Genomic DNA, 20,366 nt, shown 5'->3' with positions numbered 1-20,366 from the left:
GAAGTTAATAACAGCTCATCTAGGTTGATTGATCGAAATTCCATAAAGCGTTTTTATAGATACAGAACAAAACTGCGATCTATATAGGTAAGCACATGGAAGGATCAGTTCAGAATAAAGAACGGTTATGGACAAAGCGGCGTCATGCCAAACAATTAAAACTAGAGATGGCAAACCAATATACCGATGGTGTGGTGATTCCAACTCAAGACATTATTAAAGTTTTAGAAACCTTAATTACACCGGGTGACAAAGTTGTACTCGAAGGAAATAACCAAAAACAGGCTGATTTCCTTTCGCGTTCTTTAGCACAAACCAATCCAGATATTTTACATGATTTACATATGATCATGCCAAGCGTCGGACGTTCGGAACATCTTGATCTATTTGAAAAAGGCATTGCACGTAAGCTCGATTTTTCTTTTGCTGGCCCACAAAGTTTACGTATTAGTCAGTTAATTGAAGATGGACTGCTAGAGATTGGTGCGATTCATACCTATATCGAACTATATTCACGTTTGGTGGTCGACCTTATTCCAAATGTGGTGCTCTCGGCGGGCTTTATGGCAGACCGTCAAGGCAATATCTATACAGGACCAAGTACCGAAGATTCTCCAGCACTCATTGAACCTGCTGCTTTTAGTGACGGTATCGTGATTGTTCAGGTCAATGAACTGGTCGATGACGTCTCAGAGTTACCGCGTGTCGATATTCCTGCTTCTTGGGTTGATTATGTGGTGGTCGCAGACCAGCCATTTTATATCGAACCGTTATTTACTCGTGACCCGAAACATATCAAGCCAGTACATGTGCTTATGGCCATGATGGCAATTCGTGGAATTTATGAAAAGCATAATGTGCAATCGTTAAACCATGGTATTGGTTTTAACACTGCGGCAATTGAACTGATTTTACCGACCTATGGTGAATCTTTAGGTTTAAAAGGAAAAATTTGCCGAAACTGGACACTGAATCCGCATCCAACCTTAATTCCAGCGATTGAAACAGGTTGGGTTGAAAGCGTGCATTGTTTTGGTACCGAACTCGGTATGGAAAAATATGTTGCAGCTCGTCCTGATGTGTTCTTTACAGGTCGTGATGGTGCTTTACGTTCCAACCGTATGATGTGTCAGCTTGCAGGTCAGTACGCCGTTGATCTATTTATTGGCGCAACTTTGCAAGTCGATGGCATGGGCCATTCTTCGACTGTCACAAAAGGTCGTTTAGCTGGTTTTGGTGGTGCACCAAACATGGGGCATGATCCACGCGGACGCCGCCACGATACGCCAGCATGGCTAGATATGCGTTTGCAAGGCGCTAATGAGACAGAAACCTATTTGGCACGTGGTAAAAAACTCGTTGTGCAAATGGTAGAAACTTTCCAAGAGGGTGGCAAGCCAACTTTTGTGGATCGCCTTGATGCGATTGATGTGGCTAAAACGGCTGGTTTACCTTTAGCACCGATCATGATTTATGGCGATGATGTCACCCATTTACTGACCGAAGAAGGTATTGCTTATCTATATAAAGCAAGCAGCCAAGAAGAGCGCCAAGCCATGATTGCTGCGGTGGCAGGTGTGACCAGTATTGGTTTAACTCAAGACCCGAAAACAACAGCACGTTTAAGAAGCGAAGGCTTGGTGGTATTCCCTGAAGATTTAGGTATTCGCCGCACCGATGCAACACGTGAGCTTTTAGCTGCAAAAAATATTGCCGACTTGGTGACATGGTCAGATGGTTTATATCAACCCCCTGCGAAATTTAGGAGTTGGTAATGATGGCACAAGTTCAATATCAAACACTTAGCGATAGTCAGCTTTTAGCAGATATGGCGGTCGAGGCTTTAATTGATGAAGTTAATCTGACGCCTAAACCAGCTTTGGTCGATCGCCGTGGCAGTGGTGCACACAATGACCTGACTTTGGAGTTAATGGAGCGCTCTGCAAAAAGTTTAGGACCCATGTTTGAAGAAATGGCTCAAGCAGCCATACATCATGGTGAGGTTTGTTTAGCTTTACGTGAAGACATTGGAGAAATTGGCCGCCAAGGTGAAAAGACCATGATGTTGGCGACAGATGGTGTCAACACACACCGCGGTGCAATTTGGGCCTTGGGTTTAATGGTTACGGCAGCAGCATTGGCGCGCACCAATCAACAATATTTATCGGCTGTTGAACTATGCCAGTTAGCAGGGCAGATTGCTCAGCTTGAAGATCGTTTTATTCCAGAGCAGACCTTGAGTCATGGTCAGCAAGTCCAAAAGAAATTAGGCATCTTAGGTGCCAAAGAACAGGCTCAACAAGGTTTTCCAACTATTGTGAATTTTGGTTTAAAGCAACTTCATCAAAGTCGTAGTAAACCAATGAAAGAAGAGTTCGCTCGTTTAGATGCGTTACTTGCGATGATGACTGATCTAACTGATACCTGTGTGCTTTATCGATCTGGAACATCTGGTTTAAAGCGTATGCAACAAGGTGCTCAGCAAATACTGGATTTGGGCGGCAGCTCAAGCTTGGAAGGTCGACGTGCTTTGCATCTTTTAGAGATTGATCTGCTTCGAATGAAAGCTTCCGCAGGTGGTGCCGCAGATTTGTTGGCAGCAACATTGTTTATAGATCGTGCTGAGCAGTCATCTGTGAAAAATAAAAAGGGATTTTAATTATGGAAACACTTCATTTTGAATTTGTGGCCACAGAGCCACCTGTAAAAAAAGCACTAGTAGGATGTGTTGGCTCGGGTGATTTAGAAATTTTGATGGAACCTGGCGAAACAGGAAAAGCTTCTATTCACGTGGTGACTTCGGTAGATGGCAGTGCAGCACGTTGGCACAATCTTTTTGAACGAATTTTTACTGCGCAAATACCGCCAGCGGTCAATATTGATATTCATGACTTTGGTGCAACTCCCGGTGTCGTTCGCTTACGTCTGGAACAAGCATTGGAGGAGATAACTCATGACTGATATTCAGAGTTTGTTAAATAAACAAGATTTTATTGAACTCAGCGCAAGAGAACGCGCCAAAGCACTATTAGATGAAGGGACTTTTCGAGAGTTACTCGACCCATTTGCACGTGTTATGTCGCCTTGGTTGGCTCAGCAAAATATCGTGCCGCAAGCCGATGATGGTGTAGTGATTGCAAAAGGATCTATTCAAGAACGCCCAGTGGTTTTAATTTCTATTGAAGGCTTATTTCAAGGTGGAAGTTTAGGCGAGGTAGGCGGAGCTAAAATTGCGGGTGCCTTAGAACTTGCAGTTGAAGACAATTTGAAAGGTATTCCAACAGCGGCAATTTTACTATTGGAAACGGGCGGCGTTCGCTTACAAGAAGCAAATCTGGGTTTGGCTGCAATTGCTGAGATTCAAGCTGCAATTGTGAACTTACGTCAGTATCAACCCGTGATTGCCGTGGTTGCAGGTAGTGTAGGGTGCTTCGGCGGTATGTCAATTGCAGCTGGCCTATGTAGCTATATTGTAATGACACAAGAAGGACGTTTAGGGCTAAATGGACCACAAGTGATAGAACAAGAAGCTGGTGTACAAGAATATAACGCCAAGGATCGTCCATTTATATGGAGTATTACTGGCGGGAACCAACGGTTTGCTAGCGGTTTGGCAGATGCTTATGTTGACGATGATCGCCAGAAAATTCGTCAGCAAGTCATCGATTATTTAACTCAAGGCGTGCCACAGCAGCACCGTAGTTCAAACTACTCATTCTATTTAGCGAAGCTACAACAAGTCGATACTGCTGAGCAAATTACTCCAGCACAGGTTCAGGCTTTGTATCAAGGAGAGCAAGCATGAATATCGCCGTTGATACATTAAAAGCATCTACTCGTGGTGCACATTGGTTTAAAGCACTGACGCAAGGCTTTAAGACTGTTGATGGTTTTCCAGCTTCTATTTGGGTAGCTGATGGTCAGATTGATCAGCAAGCAGTACGTGTAATTGCAGTTGTCCAAGACAGTAATAATTTGTTCCCACGTGCAAGACAAGGTGAAGTTGGGCTGCTAGAAGGCTGGAGCTTGGCAAAAGCGGTTGATGACGTGATTCAAGCCGATGCACAGGCTGAAACTAAACGCGGCATTTTATGCTTGGTTGATGTGCCAAGTCAGGCCTATGGGCGCCGTGAAGAATTATTGGGTATTCATCAAGCTTTAGCGGGTGCAGTAGATAGTTATGCCAGAGCCAGATTGGCAGGCCATCCTGTTGTCAGTTTATTGGTAGGTAAGTCAATGTCGGGTGCTTTCTTGGCGCATGGATACCAAGCCAATCGTATTATTGCCTTAAAAGATTCAGGTGTTATGGTGCATGCGATGGGTAAGGAATCTGCTGCACGCGTTACCTTGCGGTCGGTTGATGAGTTAGAGCAATTGGCATCAAGCATTCCGCCAATGGCTTATGACATTGAAAGTTATGCCACGCTTGGTTTGTTATCTGAACTGTTATCTGTCGAAAACCCTGAACAACCGACAAACGAAGATCTTTTGTTAGCGAAGCAGGTAGTTGCTCGAGCATTTAAAGAAATTAATGCTGATCAATCTAGAGGATTGGAACAAAGACTTCACGGCCAAAACCGTCAAATGTCTAAAAAGGTCCGTGAATTATTGCGTGAGCAATGGTCATGAAACTTAAGCTCGAAGCCCATGATTTACTGTGGGGCATGACAGTTGATTGCTTGGCTGATGATGCTCCACTTTGGGTGAAAGAGGTATTGCAACGAGGTGATCCTGTTGTAGTTCGACGGGCAATTATTCCTGTAGATCAGGTGGCTGTGGGTGTAAGAGGGAAATTTCGCTATCAACGATATGCAGCTCAAATGCCGCGATCAGCGATTAGCAGACAGCTTAAGCCAGAAGCGCTGACTCACGTAGATAAGCAACAGTTTGAGCACTTGGCAGAACGTTTACAGAGCATTTCCAGCATTATGAAAAACTTTTCAGGATGTTGGGGATATACAGGAAGTTTCGGGTTTGAACTGGCAACGGGCATTAAAACAGTAACCGAGCAAAGTGACATTGATTTGTTGATTCGAGCTGAACAACCTTTTGCCAAAAAGGAGGCAGTTGAGCTACTCGAAAATTTTCAGCAAGCAGGGCTGAATGTGGATATACAGCTACAACTTTCACAAGGTGGGTTGGCGTTAAAAGAATGGGCTGGGAACAGTGGAAAAGTTCTATTGAAACGTCCTGACGGTGCTGTTTTAGTAGAAAACCCATGGAATTAGGGAATAGATATCATGGCTTCAATTTGGGTATATCCGGGACAAGGTGTGCAACGAGGCAATATGTTGCACGACTTAGCTCAAACCGCTCTAGTTAAAGAATACCTTGAGCGTGCATCGGATGCACTCAAAGAAGATGTCTTGATGCTAGATAGTCCGGCTGCATTGCAATCGACACGTGCAGTACAGCTTTGTTTACTGATTTCAGGTGTGGTGAGTTCAGCTTTATTAACAGCGGAAAACTTAACACCTGATTATGTGGCTGGTCTATCAATTGGTGCATGGTCTGCTGCAGTTGTAGCAGAAGTTTTAGCCTTTGAGGATGCTGTTCGTTTGGTTGCCTATCGAGGTGAACTCATGCAAAACGCCTATCTTACAGGCTATGGTATGACTGCCTTGATTGGTACAGACCGTGCAGCTGTTGAAACATGGGTCAAACAGATTTATGAAATAGCGCCAGAGGTGTTTGTCGCAAATATTAATACACATAACCAGATCGTTATTTCAGGAAGTTTTGAGGCCATGAACCAAGTTGCTGTTTTGGCAAAGCAACAAGGCGTGGTGGCAAAAAAATTAGATGTATCGGTGCCATCACACTGTGAATTATTAAGTCAGCAAGCAACGCAACTTGCAGCGTCTATGGAGGGAGTGACTTTAAAGCAGCCTAAAATACGTTATTTAAGTGGTACAACGGCTCGTACGCTTAGCAGGCCAGAACAGATTGGTGATGACTTGGCTTTTAATATGAGTCGAACTGTAGATTGGGAAAGTACCATCCAAGCTGCATGGGAGCGAGGTGTGAGGTTACAAATCGAAGCTTTGCCGGGAACGGTGCTTACTACACTTGCACGCCGAACATTTAAAGAAGGAACCGTGTTGTCATTTCAAGCGACACGCATAGACACTATTCAGATGGCAATGCAAAAAGAACAGGCGAATAGTTTTTCTTTTTGAGTCAGATTTTACAAAAGCATAAATGATCCAAGGATATGAGGGATTGTCATGATTATATATGGAGTTGGTTTACTCGCTCTTTGCACCTTGGTGGGTGTTATTGTCGGCGATTTGTTGGGCGTTTTATTGGGTGTAAAGTCCAATGTTGGTGGCGTGGGTATCGCCATGATTTTACTCATTTGTATACGGTTATGGATGGAAAAACGTGGTGTTATGACAGTTGAAACCGAAAAAGGCGTTTCATTCTGGGGCACCATGTATATCCCTGTTGTTGTTGCTATGGCAGCACAACAAAATGTGGTTACAGCATTATCTAGTGGACATATGGCACTGTTTGCTGCGGTAGTTTCAGTTATCGTTTGCACACTCACCATTGCAGGCTTAAGCCGCTACAACAAGGCAAGCCCTTTACCGAAGGAAGAAGACACCACATTAAACCGCATTGGAGGCAAAGTTCATGGTTGAATTATTATTAAAGGACTTAACCCATTTAGGTTTAATTACAGCTTTCGCTTTAATTGCTTTAATTATGTGGTTGTCGACCAAGCTATCTAAATATTTAACCAAGGGACGAGTGCATGCTTCAGCAATTGCGATTGTAATTGGTTTAATCTTGGCATGGTTTGGCGGAAAAATGACAGGCGGTGAAAAAGGGATTACCGATCTTGCACTCTTTACCGGTGTCGGGCTTATGGGCGGTGCAATGCTTCGTGACTTTACCATTGTCGCAACTGCATTTGAGGTACAAGCGACTGAGGCGAAAAAAGCCGGGTTTATTGGTGCCTTCTCTTTATTTCTCGGAACCATTTTGCCATTTATTGTCGGTTGTATGTTTGCGTGGATTTTTGGCTATCGCGATGCGGTGAGTATTACTACAATTGGTGCGGGTGCAGTGACTTATATTGTGGGACCAGTGACAGGTGCTGCCATTGGAGCAAGTTCTGAGGTTATGGCGCTTTCAATTGCAACGGGGCTGGTGAAAGCAATTTGTGTAATGGTTTCAACACCGCTTACAGCAAAATTTATGGGATTAGACAATCCACGTTCTGCCATGATTTTTGGTGGCTTAGCAGGAACTGTAAGTGGTGTGTCAGCTGGTTTAGCAGCTACAGATCGCCGTTTAGTGCCTTACGGTGCGCTCACGGCAACGTTCCATACAGGTCTTGGCTGCTTAATGGGGCCAACTGTTTTGTTCTTTGCAGTTAAAGCTTTAGTCGGTTAATAAATATTTAATACTCAGCCAAAAAGACCGTTGCTACTAACAACGGTCTTTTTTATTTTTGAAATTAGAGGCAAACATTCGACATTCAGCAATCAGAGCAAGTAAGTTTGGATCGCGCTCTTTACTTTTTAAAAAGACGAGACCAATTTCTTGTTGCATGTGATATTGCTGTTTGAGTGGAATAAGTTTAACTGAACTTTCATAAACCGCAGAAATACGGCCGGGTAGTAGAGCAAAACCGACACCTGAGCTGACCATACTAATTAAGGTAAAAATATCATTGACCTGTAAAGCAACTTTAGGTGAAAAACCAGCTTTTTTAAAAATGATGTCACTGTCGTTATGAGTTGCAAAACCCTTGGTTAAAGTTAAAAAAGTTTCTTCTTTTAAAAGGCTTAAATCAATGTCTTTAAAATCGGCATATTTTGAATCTTTATTGACGGCCAAAAAAATGTCGTCTGAAAACATCGGCAAAATTTCAAAGTCATCATCTTGAGTGGTTTCATTTAAAGCCACGATAATGGCATCCAGCTCGGTTGCTTTAAGCTTTTTCACCAAATCCTGATTTGAACTCAGCAATAGTTGAATATCAAGCTCACTACGTCTGAGTTTAAGACCGCTAATCACATTTGGAATCGTATTTACAGTTAAAGAATAAAGAGATCCTAAATGTAAAACCTTGGCTGCAAAACCAGCGGCTTCTCTGGTTTTATTTACGGTGATAAAAATGTCTTGTACGATTTTTTGTGCCCGTTCTTCAAAGACATAAGCACTTTTTAAAGGAATGAGGTTACGGCCTTCATTTTTAAAAAGAGGGCAACGTAAAGCGCTTTCTAAAGAATGTAAGGCTTTATGAACACTGACATTGCTCAACTGCATTTCTGTGGCTGTTTTAGACAAATTTCCACAGCGCATGAAAGCCAAAAAAATCTGTATTTTTTTAAGGGTGAGTTCTTCATCAATTTCCATATTAATCCTTTGAACCTGCTTCCCTAAAACCAATAGATTTGAGCTATAAAGTTACCACAAAATAAAGTCTATAAAATTGTGCTTAGGTCGAAGCATTTCTTTAGAGACTTGCTTCAACTCTTTGTTGAATGGTTTTGATAACCTGATCTAATGCGCTTTGAATTTTAGTGTTCCATTCAAAAGAACAGTTAATTCTCAAATAATGCTGCTGTGCGGGTAAAACACTAAACAGAGGGCTTGGTGCAACGCCAATATCTTGCTGAATCAACTCTTCATAAACTTGCATACTGTCTAGCGTACTAGGAAGTTTGACCCATAGAAAATAGCCACTTGGGTAGTAATACACTTCGCAAGAGCTAGGTAAATGCTGCTTTAAATAGTGATAAAACTGCTTTTTATAACGCTCAAGTGAAAGTCTAAGTGTACGCAAGTGCTTTTCATAATGATGATGAGATAAAAACTCAACCAATGCATTTTGAATGAGAGCATTTACTGAAATGGTGCTCATAAGCTGCAAGTGTTGAATATGGTCTGAAAATTTACCTGCATAGACCCAACCGACCCGAAAACCTGCACCTAATGTTTTAGAAAAAGACGAGCAGTGAAGCACCAGATTTTGTTGGTCAAAATACTTCATTGAAAGTGGTTTTTGGCCACCATAGAAAAGCTCTTCATAGACATCATCTTCAATCAAATAAATTTGGTGTTCATGAAGCAACTTGGCAATTTTATATTTAATGTGATCACTGACTGTAAAACCAATCGGGTTATGGGCATTCAGCATGAGCCAACACACCTTGATAGGATATGTTTGAATGACTTGTTCAAAAGCTTCTAGGTCAAAACCATGTTGAGGATGTTCAGGAATGGTAATCACTTTAAGTCCTAAACGCTCTGCAGCTTGCCAAGCGCCGTAAAACACGGTTTGCTGTAATAAAATATAATCGCCAGGTTGAGCAACAGCTTGTAGAGAAAGATTCAGTGCATCCAAACCTCCAGATGTAATGACAATGTCATCTGGATCAGTCTGTATGCCTTGCATACAGTAGCGCTGAGCAATCAGTTTTCTTAAGGCTAAATTGCCTGGCGGTAGGCTCGTGGTCTGGTCATAACTTTGTCTTTGGCGCGCAAGCTGTCCCATAATTTGAATGAGTTTGGGAGCTGTTAAAAGCTGACTGTCTGGAAAAGCTGAACCAAAAGGTACGACAGATTCATGTTGAATTGACTTAAGATATTTAAAAACTAAGGAATTAATTTCAATTTTAGAGTTCAGTGAAACAACTGAATATTGCTCTAAAGGTTTAAGTGCAATTTGCTCGGCAACAAAGTACCCTGACTTTTCTTTTGAATAGATCAGACCTTGTGATTCAAGCTCCTGATAAGCATTCATTACGGTCATTAAACTAAAGCCAGAGCGTTGTACCTGATCTCTCAATGACGGTAATTTTTCATGCGCACTTAAAGTGCCGCTTTCAATGAGTTGGCGAATGCTATGGGCAAGTTGTTCTGATTTATACATGTATGAGCTGCACGAAATAAAAAAAGATGCACTGAATCAATAATAAATGCCGTTTGCAGAATCTACAAACGGCATTTGTTTATAAAATTGGAATTACTTTAAGTAAGGGGCTGCATAAATCAATATCACTTTAAACAATCCAGCAATCACAGCTAAGGCTAAAAAACCACCGAGCCATAGCAGAATAAACCATTGGGTTTGATTGAGTTTAACAGATGACTTTTTCATAAAACCCTCCATACTTAATGATAGCCTTCATCACCTACACGGACTTTGTCTCTAAATACCCAGTAAGACACAATGGTGTAAGCAATAATGATTGGAATCAAAATAAGTGCACCGACCAAAGCAAACATTTGGCTTGAATGTGGTGCTGCGGCCTGCCAAATTGTGACTGATGGCGGAATAATATATGGCCATAAACTAATTACAAAACCAGTAAATGCAAGGAAAACGAGGGCCAATGTATATGCAAATGGTTTGAGGTCGTGATCTTGCTTTTTACACGCTGATAAAATCAGGCCAACAAACAATAAGACCAAAATAGGCACAGGGCTAAAATAGAACAGATTTGGTAAAGAGAACCAGCGATCTGCAATTTCAGGATGAGTCAACGGCGTATATAAACTCACACCACCAAAAATAATGAGCAATGCAATAATCAGCTTTGGCATAAGCTCATACATACGTTGCTGCAAGCCTTTTTCAGTTTTTAAGATGAGCCAGCCACAGCCCAAAGTTGCATACATCGCAACTACACCAATACCTGTAAAGATCGTAAATGGAGATAACCAGTCAAATGGACCACCAGCATAAATACCATTTTCGGTTTTAATCCCTTGGATATAGGCACCTAAAATAATCCCTTGCAGGAAGCTAGTTAAAACTGAACCCCAAATAAAAGCCAAGTCCCAAAGGTGTTTGGTGCGATGAGCTTTAAAGCGGAATTCAAACGCCACGCCACGGAAAATCAGGGCAATCACCATGAAAATGATCGGTAAATATAGTGCTGATAAAACTGTTGAATAGACCAGTGGGAATGCAGCATATAGACCAGCGCCGCCGAGCACCATCCACGTTTCATTACCATCCCAGACAGGGGCCACGGTATTCATCATCACGTCACGTTCTTGGCTGTTCTTAATGAAGGGGAACATAATCCCGATTCCTAAGTCGAAGCCATCCATGACTACATAAATCATGACACCTAAACCGATAATACCAACCCATATTAAAGAAAGATCAATCATGACGGTTCTCCCCAGAGTTTTGTTTGCTGTCAATATTTTCATCGACTGCACTAAGTGGACGCATTGGTGTTTTAAAGTGTCCTACGCCACCAGTTTCAACATTTGGTGAATCAATGAATGATGGACCTTTGTTAATTAGTTTTAAGGTGTAGTAGATACCGCTACCAAAAACGATGGTATAGACCACCACAAAAATAAACAGGCTCAGTCCGACCTGATCTGCGGAAACCGTATGTGAAAGTCCATCTTTAGTTCGCATAATGCCGTACACCACCCATGGCTGACGGCCAATCTCAGTAGTTACCCAACCTGCAAGCATAGCGACATAACCAGATGGTCCCATCACCAATGCAAATTTATGGAACCACGAAGTTTCATAGAGTTTTCCACGCTTACGTAACCAAAGCGCAATGAGTGACAAAGTGACCATGAGTACACCAAGACCCACCATCACACGGAAGCTCCAGAAAACAATCGTTGAATTTGGACGATCTTCAGGTGCGAAATCTTTTAAGCCTGTCACTTGGCCATCTAAGCTATGCGTTAAAATTAAGCTACCCAAATAAGGAACACCCACTTCGAAGTGGTTACGTTCTTCTTTCATATCTGGAATTGCAAATAGCAATAATGGCATAGGTTCATTGTGATTGGTTTCCCAGTGACCTTCCATTGCTGCAAGTTTGGCTGGTTGATGTTCACGGGTGTTTAAACCATGGTTATCGCCAATTACTACTTGCAAACATGAAGTCACAAGCACCATCCAGAGACCCATCGAGAACGATTTTTTCACCAATTCATCACGACGGCCTTTTACTAAATGCCATGCAGATGTTCCGACGACCAATAATGATGAAACTAAGAAGGCGGCTGCACCCATGTGGGCAAAGCGGTAAGGGAAGGATGGGTTAAAAACAATTGCAAACCAGTCTTTTGGCACAATAATGCCATTTTCGATGGCAAAGCCTTGAGGGGTCTGCATCCAGCTATTCGAAGATAGAATCCAGAACATGGAAATACATGTTCCGATGGCCACCATAAGTGTTGCGAAGAAATGGGCTCGAGGACCAACCCGTCCCCAACCAAATAACATAATGCCTAAGAAACCTGCTTCTAAGAAGAAGGCACTCAAGACTTCATAGGTAAGTAAAGGACCAGTAATACTTCCGGCGACGCGTGAAAATTCACTCCAGTTAGTACCGAACTGGTAACTCATGACCACGCCCGAGACCACACCCATACCAAAGGCAACGGCAAAGATCTTAATCCAGTACTTAAATAGATCTTTATAAATCGGGTTTTGGGTTCTTAACCATTTCCACTCTAACACTGCTAAAAAGCATGCAAGACCAATGGAAGTGGCCGGAAAAATAATATGGAAGGATACTGTAAAAGCAAATTGTATTCGCGCTAATTCTAGAGCGGTTAGACCGAGGCTCATAAACTTTCCCCCTGTGAACTAGCTGATGATGGTTAAATGAGTTAAATACTTATTTTCAGGCAACAAAGTATTCTGACGATTAAACTTGCTTCTGTGATAAATGTTCTTAGCAAGTAAAATGCCAACAGGGTTAAGCAATATAATTGCTTGATATTTCAAGAGAATAGACTGATTAATTGTTCTCAATCTGTTAACAAAGTTTATGCTTGATGTTGCATTTGTAAAAATGCATGTTGCATTGAAACATTGATGAAATATCTGGCGATATGCAATAGATCGTCTCATGAAAACTACCTACCTTAAGAAGTTTCCTTAATCATGCACTTACTATTTTTGTATATGTAGATACAGAAATTTTTTATAAAACTATAACAGTCTGAAGCACTCATGAGGTGTGCTATAGTTTTTTTTCAAATATCTGTAGCTATGTATCCATTCTTCAAAAGTCCAAAATAAATGAACAAGATTTACGAATGGCCAAAATCACTTTCCAAAACAAAGTAAATGCGACTTTGGGTAATAAGCGCAGAATAGTTTCTTCTCTTTTATTCCTTTGTTGTTTTACGTGAGGTCTGGTTGTTACGTAGGTTATTAAAGACCTGATTTAAGTGTAGCTCTTCTAAAATAGCTTGGATGTTAAAAAATGTTTATTACTTCTCAACTCAATGTCCTGCATAAAATTATTAAAAATCAGCCTATTCCTGTATCTATATTGGCTCAGTTAGAGCAAACCTACGTTAATTTTGAAGCTACTTTATTGAGAGCGAAAGTACTCAGAGACTTTTCTAAATCTGAAACTGTATATTTGATCCAATCTCATATTGAGGCACAGCAAAGTAGTGTGGCCTATCTATTTTCACCATTTATTTTTGCTAACTTAAACAAGGCCGCTATTTATACAACGCCTGCAACTGCGCCTGTGCTTTCTATTCTTAATAAATATTACCAAGCTGAGAAGAAAGTACTCTTTAAAGTAGATGACGTTTTAGAAAGTCTAAAAATTTATATAGATTTGGAACTTGCAGAGCTTAATGAAGTTGAGTTTATTTATTTAAGCTTAATCAAGGCACTGTGCCGAAGTGATCTATCAACGGTTTTTTTAATTACGAGTTTAGACGTAGATGTCGAGCATTTAAAAACACTAGAGCAATTTTTAAAGGTCAAAATTTATTGGATTAAAACCACAAAAGATGATGACTTAAAAAACCTTAATGGCTTAGAAATGCGGAAATTATTATTCAAAAATAAAGATGAAACTTATGTCAAATTATGCGCGAAATTCGCTCAAATGAACGCAGCATTGGTTGGTTTATGCGATACCTTTACTGCTGGTCAAATGACCCACTTAATTGATGATATGTTTTATTCAGAGCATATTTTTGAAAAATTATCTGTCTATTCAGAATATATACAAACACTTCTACAAAGCCAGCAGAGCATTAGACAAAAAGAACTATCTTAGGCTTGGGAGATGAGCTTTTTATGTTTGTGTTTGGGTTCTTATATAAAGAATGAATACAGTTATAAAAAAATAATCGTTTTCATGTGAAATAAATATTTTATGGTAAAAGCAAAGCAATATTGGTTTTACTTACATGACAAATTTAAATTTTGAGCATCATCTCGGTTCACTAACGCATGCAGCACTTAGTCAGGCTTCAATTATTTCTCGGGTGTGGGGACAAGGACCTTCTGAACGTTATGATGAGTTGGCAAAAAACTTTAGACCGACTTTTGCCCGTATTAAAGAAGGGGCTTTAATCCGTGAGCAGCAGCATATTTTGCCGTATGAACAACTTCAATGGCTTAAGGATATTGGTTTTACGCGCTTAAGACTTCCCAAAGCTCATGGTGGCTTTGATGCAACCATTCCTGAACTATTTGCATTGCTCATTGAACTTGCCGAGGCCGATTCAAACTTACCGCAAGCTTTGCGTGTGCATTTTGGTTTCACTGAAGATGTCTTGGTAAGTAAAGACAAAGCGTTTCAACAGCGTTGGCTTAGCCGAATTGCCAATGGGGAAACAGTCGGTAGTGCATGGTCTGAAGGCGGGAAAGAGTCAATTGATCAGTTCGAAACTCATTTGTATCGAGATAGTGAAGGAAAAATTCGCGTTAAAGGCAAAAAATATTACACCACTGGTAGCCTATATGCAGACTGGGTGGACGTTGGTGTAACAGATTTAAAGGGTGAAGCTGGCTCCGTTGTTGTTCGCCGTGAAGATGAAGGTGTTGAAATTGTTGATGACTGGAATGGCTTTGGTCAGCAACTCACCGCGAGTGGTACAGCATATTTCTATGATGTATTGGTCGATGAAACTGAAATTTTACCTGATGATGACCGTTTTAAATATTCAGCGGCTTACTATCAACTGGTTCAACTGGCAATCATTACAGGTCTAGGACGTGCTGCAACCTATGATGTTTCTCAAGCTGTTGCTAAACGTACCCGAAACTACACGCATGCAAATGCCCAATTTGTAAAACAGGATCCGCAAATTTTACAAGTCGTAGGCCAAATTCGTGGTGCAGCTTACAGTGCAGGAGCGATTGTTGAAAAAGTTGCACAAAGCTTACAGCGTGCTTACTTAGCTGCATTTCAAAATAATGAGCAGCTTGAAGAGGAGCAAAATGCGCTTGCCGAACTTGAAAGTGCGCAGTCTCAAACGGTTATTACCGATCTAATTTTAAATGCTTCTACAATTTTATTTGACGCTTTAGGTGCTTCTGCAACAGACAAAGATTTAGGTCTAGATCGATACTGGCGTAATGTACGAACTTTATCTTCACATAACCCGAGAGTATTTAAAAATCGAATTGTCGGTGATTTTAGTGTAAACGGCACATTACCTCCGTATCAATGGCGAATAGGGAATGTTGATAAACAATAAATTATAGTTTTAGATATTAAGCTGCTATTTTTAGCGGCTTAATATTATTTTTGTTTTTTAATAAAATATAAAAATCTATTAGAATAAAATCATATTTTGTTTGGGGTTTATATTATAAAGAAAACATAAAAATTGCTTTAGTATAAAAATAAATAAAATGCTGGCTGATATTTTATGACTAAGAAAATTAGTTTTAATGCTTTTGAAATGAATTGTATTGCCCACCAATCTCCTGGATTATGGCGGCATCCTCAAGACCGATCTGTTGAATATAAAGATTTAGAATATTGGACAGATTTAGCGCAAATTCTTGAGCGTGGTTTTTTTGACGGTATTTTTATTGCAGATGTGCTTGGTATTTATGACGTTTATCATCAAAGTGCTGAACATGCCTTAACAGGTGCGGTACAAGTTCCGGTCAATGATCCACTACAGATCGTGCCAGCGATGGCAGCAGTCACAAAACACTTGGGTTTTGGTGTCACAACTTCGATTTCCTTTGAACATCCTTATCCTTTTGCTAGGCGTATTAGCACGTTAGACCATTTAACCAAAGGGCGAGTTGGTTGGAATATCGTGACGTCTTATTTGGAAAGTGGTTCGAAAAACTTGGGCCTAAAAACTCAGGTTAATCATGACAATCGTTATGATATTGCTGATGAGTACTTAGAAGTCCTTTACAAACTTTGGGAAGGGTCTTGGGAAGAAGGTTCGGTACTTCGTGACCGTGAAAGCGGTATTTTTGCTGACCATAAAAAAGTGCATCCAATTCAGCACGAGGGTAAATATTTTACTGTACCGGGCATCCATATTTGTGAACCATCACCGCAGCGAACACCAGTACTCTACCAAGCGGGGGCTTCATCACGCGGGCAGAAGTTTGCTAGTCAAAATGCCGAATGTGTATTCATAGCAGCGCCGTCTAAAATTGCCACTAAAAAAGTGGTACAAGGCATTCGCCAGAAATTGGCTCAAGAAGGCCGCGACCCGTACTCTGTCAAAATTTATGCGCTTTTGTCGATTGTCACTGATGAAACCGATGCAAAAGCACAGGCTAAGTTTAAAGAATATCAAAGCTATGGAAGCTACGATGGTGCATTAACATTGCTGTCTGGCTGGTCGGGTGTCGATTTTTCACAATATCAACCGACCGATAAAGTTGAATATATTCAAACCAATGCCATTCAATCTTTATTAGATTCTTATGTAAATGCAGATCCAGAACGTGTTTGGACCATTGAAGAAATTGCAAACTGGAACAGCTTAGGTGGTAATGGACCTGTATTAGTGGGTTCGGCAGAAACTGTTTCAGATGCTCTACAACAATGGGTTGAAGATACCGATATTGATGGCTTTAACCTTGCCTATATTTTGGCGCATCAAACCTTTGCCGATGTAGTTGAGTTTATTGTGCCAGAGTTGCAAAAACGTGGGGTATATCAAACCTCATATACACAAGGAACATTAAGACAAAAACTATTTGGTGCTGGGCCATATTTGCCTGAAAATCACCGAGGTGCAAAATATCGTAATCTAAAAGAGTTAAAACTTGCTGAGGCGAGTTAATATTTTAGAAAACCTTTAAATAAATAGCTGGTTAAATACCAGCTTTTATTTTGTCTTTTTATATCGGTTTTACTGCTGAGTAAATAATGAAAAGATAATTCTATAATTTAGATTAAAACATCAGATTAATTTGTTTTTATATGATGTGAATAATCATTATTTTGTTCCTGTTATTAAAATTCAGGAATTATTAAGTGAGCACACAAGAACTCGATCATAACCATCGTTATGAAATTAAATCTCCCGATGATGTTTCACAATTAATTTCCAAATTTGCAGGGAAGGGTAAATCGAATAAAGTTATTTGGTTGGCACTGATTGGGGTGTTTATTGATGCCTACGATTTAACAACGCTGTCCTTTGGTATTGAGCAAGTTATCTCAGAGTTTTCTTTAAGCCCTGTGATGACTGGTGTGGTGGCTTCAGCAATTGTCTGCGGAACCATTGTGGGTAACCTGATTGGTGGTTGGCTGACAGATAAAATTGGCCGTTATCGGGTCTTCATGGCGGACATGGTGCTGTTTGTCATTGCGGCAATTGTCGCTGGTTTTGCTCCGAATGTATGGGTTTTGATTTTAGCCAGATTCATTATGGGAATTAGTGTTGGTATTGATTTACCCGTTGCAATGTCATACTTATCTGAGTTTTCCAAATTTAATGGTAGTAGCAATAAGGCAGCGCGTCTAGCCGCATGGTGCCCAATGTGGTATGCCGCTTCTTCGGTGTGTTTTGGCCTAGTTCTGGCGCTTTATTTTCTTTTACCCCCTGAGCATAGCAACTGGTTATGGAGAGCATCTTTAATTTTTGGAGCAGTGCCAGCGTTACTCATTATTTTTATTCGCGGTAAATATTTAACTGAATCACCAATCTGGCTTGCAAACCAAGGCGATTTAAAGGGGGCAGCTCGAGTTCTACAAGAATCCTATGCAATTAATGCAGTCGCTACAGTTGAAAAAGTAGAAAGAACTGCTGAAAAGAAAAAGCGCGAGGGGTTTGCGGTTTTATTTAATAAAACCTATTTGCCAAGAACGATTGTGGCAATTGTGATTCACATTTCGGTGGCATTTCAGTACACGACCATTGCATTCTTTTTACCTTCTATTTTAACGCGATTCTTTCATACAGATGTCTTGACGACCATTACTACAACACTCGGACTCAATTTGCTGTTTGCATTTACGGGTGGGCTGTTAGGTGTATTTGTTGCTAGCAGATTTAAATCTCGTCATGTGTTGCTTACAGGCTTTTTACTCCAGTTTATAGCCCTCATTGCGTTAGCATTAATTGGTGAACCCGGTAATAGCTTTTTACTTTACACAGCAATTGGCATGCTGGGTTTGTGGCTTTTTGCTGAAGGTTTTGGGCCTGGGGCACAAATGATGGTTTATCCAACCATGGCTTATCCTGCTTCGATTCGTGGTGTTGGAGTTGGCTTTAACCGTGCAGTAACGGGTGTTGCTCAAGCAATTGCTTTGTTTGTTTTACCAATCTGGATGGCGGGATATAAAACCGATGTTTACCTGATTATTTCTATCTTTGCATTTATTCCTTTAATTGTGATTGGACTACTGATTAAGTTTGAGCCTACCGCCCAAGATGTTGATGTTATCGATGAAGATAAAACAGAACTTCCTCTCAATAATTCACCAGTAATCGATTAGAGTAAAAATAAATATCTAGATAAAAATAAAGGCCAACATCTGTTGGCCTTTATTTTTAGAATTAGAAGTAATAAGCAAAAATTACAAATGCTTTTTTATTCCATTTATCATTAGTTCCACCAGCCGCAAGGCCTTCACTGTCTCCTAGATATGGATCATGTTTACCCATTAGTAACTCAGCTTGTACTGTCAATTTTTGATAGTTAAAGGCAATGCCGGGAATAAAACGGGTTGAATCTTTAAAGCCATCTTGCTCTTTTCGATAAGAACTATAGTTTAAATACGGGCGAACAGAAGTAATTGGTCCAAACTGCTGAGGAAATAGATAGCTCAGTTCGGCTGAATAAATCTGACCTTTGGTTGCCGAATTAAATGAATAATCGAAACCGCCCAAAGTCAGATGATCTTTATATTCATTGTCGGCATTATCAATGTCTTGATAACCAGCCAAAAGCTGTAAATTCCATTGGTTATAATTGGTATTGCTAAAAACTGAATAGACTTGGCGATCGCCATCTTGCCCTGAACGTTTATTTTCAATGGTGGAATACCATGCAGAGGCGCCCAGTTGGGTAGAGAAATTTTCTTGGCCTAAGACATTCTTAAATGTATGAGCACCGCGAACAACAATCGAGTTCTTTTCTTTAGTGTTGGTGCCTTGTGGTACTGAGTCATCCGCATTGACAGGATTGATACTAAATCGACTCGAGTCTTTGCTTTTACCTCTATAGGTGCCACCATCGGTAGGATAAAAAGCGAGTTGTGCTTCATTGGTTCCATCATTGAAATCATATTTCACCCCAAGGTTGTGTACATCTTCCCAACCGGCACTATTGGCAATGCCTAAATAATAAGTATTTCCCCAAAAGCGACCCAAGCCAAAAGGAACGGGGTTTAAGCCAGCAATAATTTTACTGTTGTCATTAATTTTATAACCCATCCATGCATCGGTGAGCCAATTGGCATCGCCTAAATGCCCGTAATATTCATAAACCCGATAATCTAAGCGGCCAATCCATTTCGGGGAGTTGTAATCTAGCCATAATACGGCGTCATTAAAAGAAAATTTACTGGTAGAGGGTTCAGAGTCAAAATCATAAACATATTTAGCCCGAACAGTACCACTTACTTTAAGTTCACCTTCTTCAGCATTGCCAAAGGTAAGCGCTGCATGACTTGAGAGGCTGAATGTAATTAAAGACGTTGTAATTAATGTTTTTTTCAAAATTTGAGAATGTTTAAACAAAAGAATTTTTCTCCTCTTAAAAATAAAAATTAAATTTGCGTCATGTATAAACCAGAAAAAGATTTGCCCAAATCTCAATATTTGCAGAAGATTTAAGATAAAAAGATAATAAAATCTGAACTTTATATAAAAGAATGAAAATTAATTAGATGCAAAACTCTGGATGCAATAAGCAAAAATAAAAATGATCAAATAGGAGAGGATAAAATACTTAGAGGGTGTCTGTCAGGTTTTCCTAGCCATATGATTTGTGAATATCGTTTTTAGTTATTGATATATAAGTATTTTAATTTTTATTTTAATCTGTAAGTTTACTTAGAATTTGCTTTTTACCAAAAGATAAAAACTTATAAGGAAAAGTTATTTATAAAAATTAGATAAGCAACTCATATTTTTTTATTTTTCATTATAAAGCCGGCTGCATA

Annotated in this window: 19 protein-coding genes; 13 read left to right on the top strand and 6 right to left on the bottom strand. The window is 40.2% G+C overall.

Annotated features, from left to right (window positions below; all coding sequences use genetic code 11):
• The first annotated feature begins 95 nt into the window (after positions 1-95).
• The 9 genes from mdcA to madM are packed head-to-tail and all read left to right on the top strand — an operon-like array spanning position 96 to position 7,401.
• On the top strand, positions 96-1,775 hold the full coding sequence (mdcA, locus tag RMB06_RS14905) for a malonate decarboxylase subunit alpha (protein ID WP_021510706.1): 1,680 nt from the start codon (positions 96-98) through the stop codon (positions 1,773-1,775).
• A complete protein-coding gene (locus RMB06_RS14900) occupies positions 1,775-2,659 on the top strand; it encodes a triphosphoribosyl-dephospho-CoA synthase (protein WP_311080142.1) in 885 nt (294 codons plus the stop codon). Before mdcA ends, RMB06_RS14900 begins: the two co-directional genes overlap by 1 nt.
• Before the next feature lie 2 nt (positions 2,660-2,661).
• Positions 2,662-2,961 carry a malonate decarboxylase subunit delta gene (locus RMB06_RS14895; protein WP_013198183.1) on the top strand — a complete coding sequence of 100 codons (300 nt, stop codon included), beginning with the start codon at positions 2,662-2,664 and terminating at the stop codon, positions 2,959-2,961.
• Entirely contained in the window at positions 2,954-3,805 is an 852-nt protein-coding gene (locus RMB06_RS14890) for a biotin-independent malonate decarboxylase subunit beta (RefSeq protein WP_311080141.1), read from the top strand. Before RMB06_RS14895 ends, RMB06_RS14890 begins: the two co-directional genes overlap by 8 nt.
• Positions 3,802-4,629: a biotin-independent malonate decarboxylase subunit gamma gene (gene mdcE / locus RMB06_RS14885; protein WP_311080140.1), complete on the top strand. Its 828-nt coding sequence runs from the start codon at positions 3,802-3,804 to the stop codon at positions 4,627-4,629. Before RMB06_RS14890 ends, mdcE begins: the two co-directional genes overlap by 4 nt.
• Positions 4,620-5,228: a malonate decarboxylase holo-ACP synthase gene (locus tag RMB06_RS14880; RefSeq protein WP_311080139.1), complete on the top strand. Its 609-nt coding sequence runs from the start codon at positions 4,620-4,622 to the stop codon at positions 5,226-5,228. Before mdcE ends, RMB06_RS14880 begins: the two co-directional genes overlap by 10 nt.
• 12 nt (positions 5,229-5,240) lie before the next feature.
• On the top strand, positions 5,241-6,179 hold the full coding sequence (mdcH, locus tag RMB06_RS14875; RefSeq protein WP_311080138.1) for a malonate decarboxylase subunit epsilon: 939 nt from the start codon (positions 5,241-5,243) through the stop codon (positions 6,177-6,179).
• 48 nt (positions 6,180-6,227) lie between these two features.
• The gene (madL, locus tag RMB06_RS14870) at positions 6,228-6,644 is read left to right on the top strand and encodes a malonate transporter subunit MadL (RefSeq protein ID WP_005132242.1); all 417 of its coding nucleotides are present in this window, start codon (positions 6,228-6,230) and stop codon (positions 6,642-6,644) included.
• Positions 6,637-7,401 (top strand): malonate transporter subunit MadM, encoded by a 765-nt coding sequence (gene madM / locus RMB06_RS14865; RefSeq protein ID WP_005132241.1) that lies wholly within the window; start codon positions 6,637-6,639, stop codon positions 7,399-7,401. The genes madL and madM overlap by 8 nt, the downstream gene beginning before the upstream one ends.
• Before the next feature lie 36 nt (positions 7,402-7,437).
• Here the strand turns inward: madM and RMB06_RS14860 are convergent, their stop codons facing one another.
• From RMB06_RS14860 to RMB06_RS14840, 5 genes are all read right to left on the bottom strand, one after another.
• Positions 7,438-8,370, bottom strand: a complete 933-nt coding sequence (locus RMB06_RS14860; protein WP_005132240.1) for a LysR family transcriptional regulator — start codon at positions 8,368-8,370, stop codon at positions 7,438-7,440.
• Between the two features lie 100 nt (positions 8,371-8,470).
• Complete coding sequence (locus tag RMB06_RS14855) at positions 8,471-9,889, bottom strand: PLP-dependent aminotransferase family protein (RefSeq protein ID WP_311080137.1); 1,419 nt, start codon at positions 9,887-9,889, stop codon at positions 8,471-8,473.
• Between the two features lie 93 nt (positions 9,890-9,982).
• Entirely contained in the window at positions 9,983-10,117 is a 135-nt protein-coding gene (locus tag RMB06_RS14850) for a hypothetical protein (protein WP_000749813.1), read from the bottom strand.
• Between the two features lie 14 nt (positions 10,118-10,131).
• Positions 10,132-11,139: a cytochrome d ubiquinol oxidase subunit II gene (cydB, locus tag RMB06_RS14845; RefSeq protein ID WP_060466432.1), complete on the bottom strand. Its 1,008-nt coding sequence runs from the start codon at positions 11,137-11,139 to the stop codon at positions 10,132-10,134.
• Positions 11,132-12,577: a cytochrome ubiquinol oxidase subunit I gene (locus tag RMB06_RS14840; protein WP_311080136.1), complete on the bottom strand. Its 1,446-nt coding sequence runs from the start codon at positions 12,575-12,577 to the stop codon at positions 11,132-11,134. Before RMB06_RS14840 ends, cydB begins: the two co-directional genes overlap by 8 nt.
• A gap of 643 nt (positions 12,578-13,220) precedes the next feature.
• Here RMB06_RS14840 and RMB06_RS14835 point away from each other — a divergent pair.
• The 4 genes from RMB06_RS14835 (at position 13,221) to RMB06_RS14820 (ending at position 18,695) form a co-directional block, all read left to right on the top strand.
• On the top strand, positions 13,221-14,039 hold the full coding sequence (locus RMB06_RS14835; protein WP_311080135.1) for a hypothetical protein: 819 nt from the start codon (positions 13,221-13,223) through the stop codon (positions 14,037-14,039).
• A 133-nt stretch (positions 14,040-14,172) separates the two neighbouring features.
• Positions 14,173-15,468, top strand: coding sequence for an acyl-CoA dehydrogenase family protein (locus RMB06_RS14830; RefSeq protein ID WP_311080134.1), 1,296 nt, complete (start codon positions 14,173-14,175; stop codon positions 15,466-15,468).
• Positions 15,469-15,642: 174 nt separating this feature from the next.
• Positions 15,643-17,034 (top strand): LLM class flavin-dependent oxidoreductase, encoded by a 1,392-nt coding sequence (locus tag RMB06_RS14825; protein WP_311080133.1) that lies wholly within the window; start codon positions 15,643-15,645, stop codon positions 17,032-17,034.
• Between the two features lie 194 nt (positions 17,035-17,228).
• On the top strand, positions 17,229-18,695 hold the full coding sequence (locus RMB06_RS14820; protein ID WP_038346933.1) for an MFS transporter: 1,467 nt from the start codon (positions 17,229-17,231) through the stop codon (positions 18,693-18,695).
• A 61-nt stretch (positions 18,696-18,756) separates the two neighbouring features.
• Here RMB06_RS14820 and RMB06_RS14815 read toward each other — a convergent pair whose 3' ends face one another.
• Entirely contained in the window at positions 18,757-19,941 is a 1,185-nt protein-coding gene (locus tag RMB06_RS14815) for a hypothetical protein (protein WP_311080132.1), read from the bottom strand.
• Between the last annotated feature and the right edge of the window lie 425 nt (positions 19,942-20,366).

The sequence above is a fragment of the Acinetobacter sp. V104_13 genome (assembly GCF_031798995.1).
Lineage (GTDB): Bacteria > Pseudomonadota > Gammaproteobacteria > Pseudomonadales > Moraxellaceae > Acinetobacter > Acinetobacter pittii.
The sequence above is the reverse complement of the archived record's forward strand: the minus strand, read 5'-3'. Positions and strand labels throughout refer to the sequence as shown.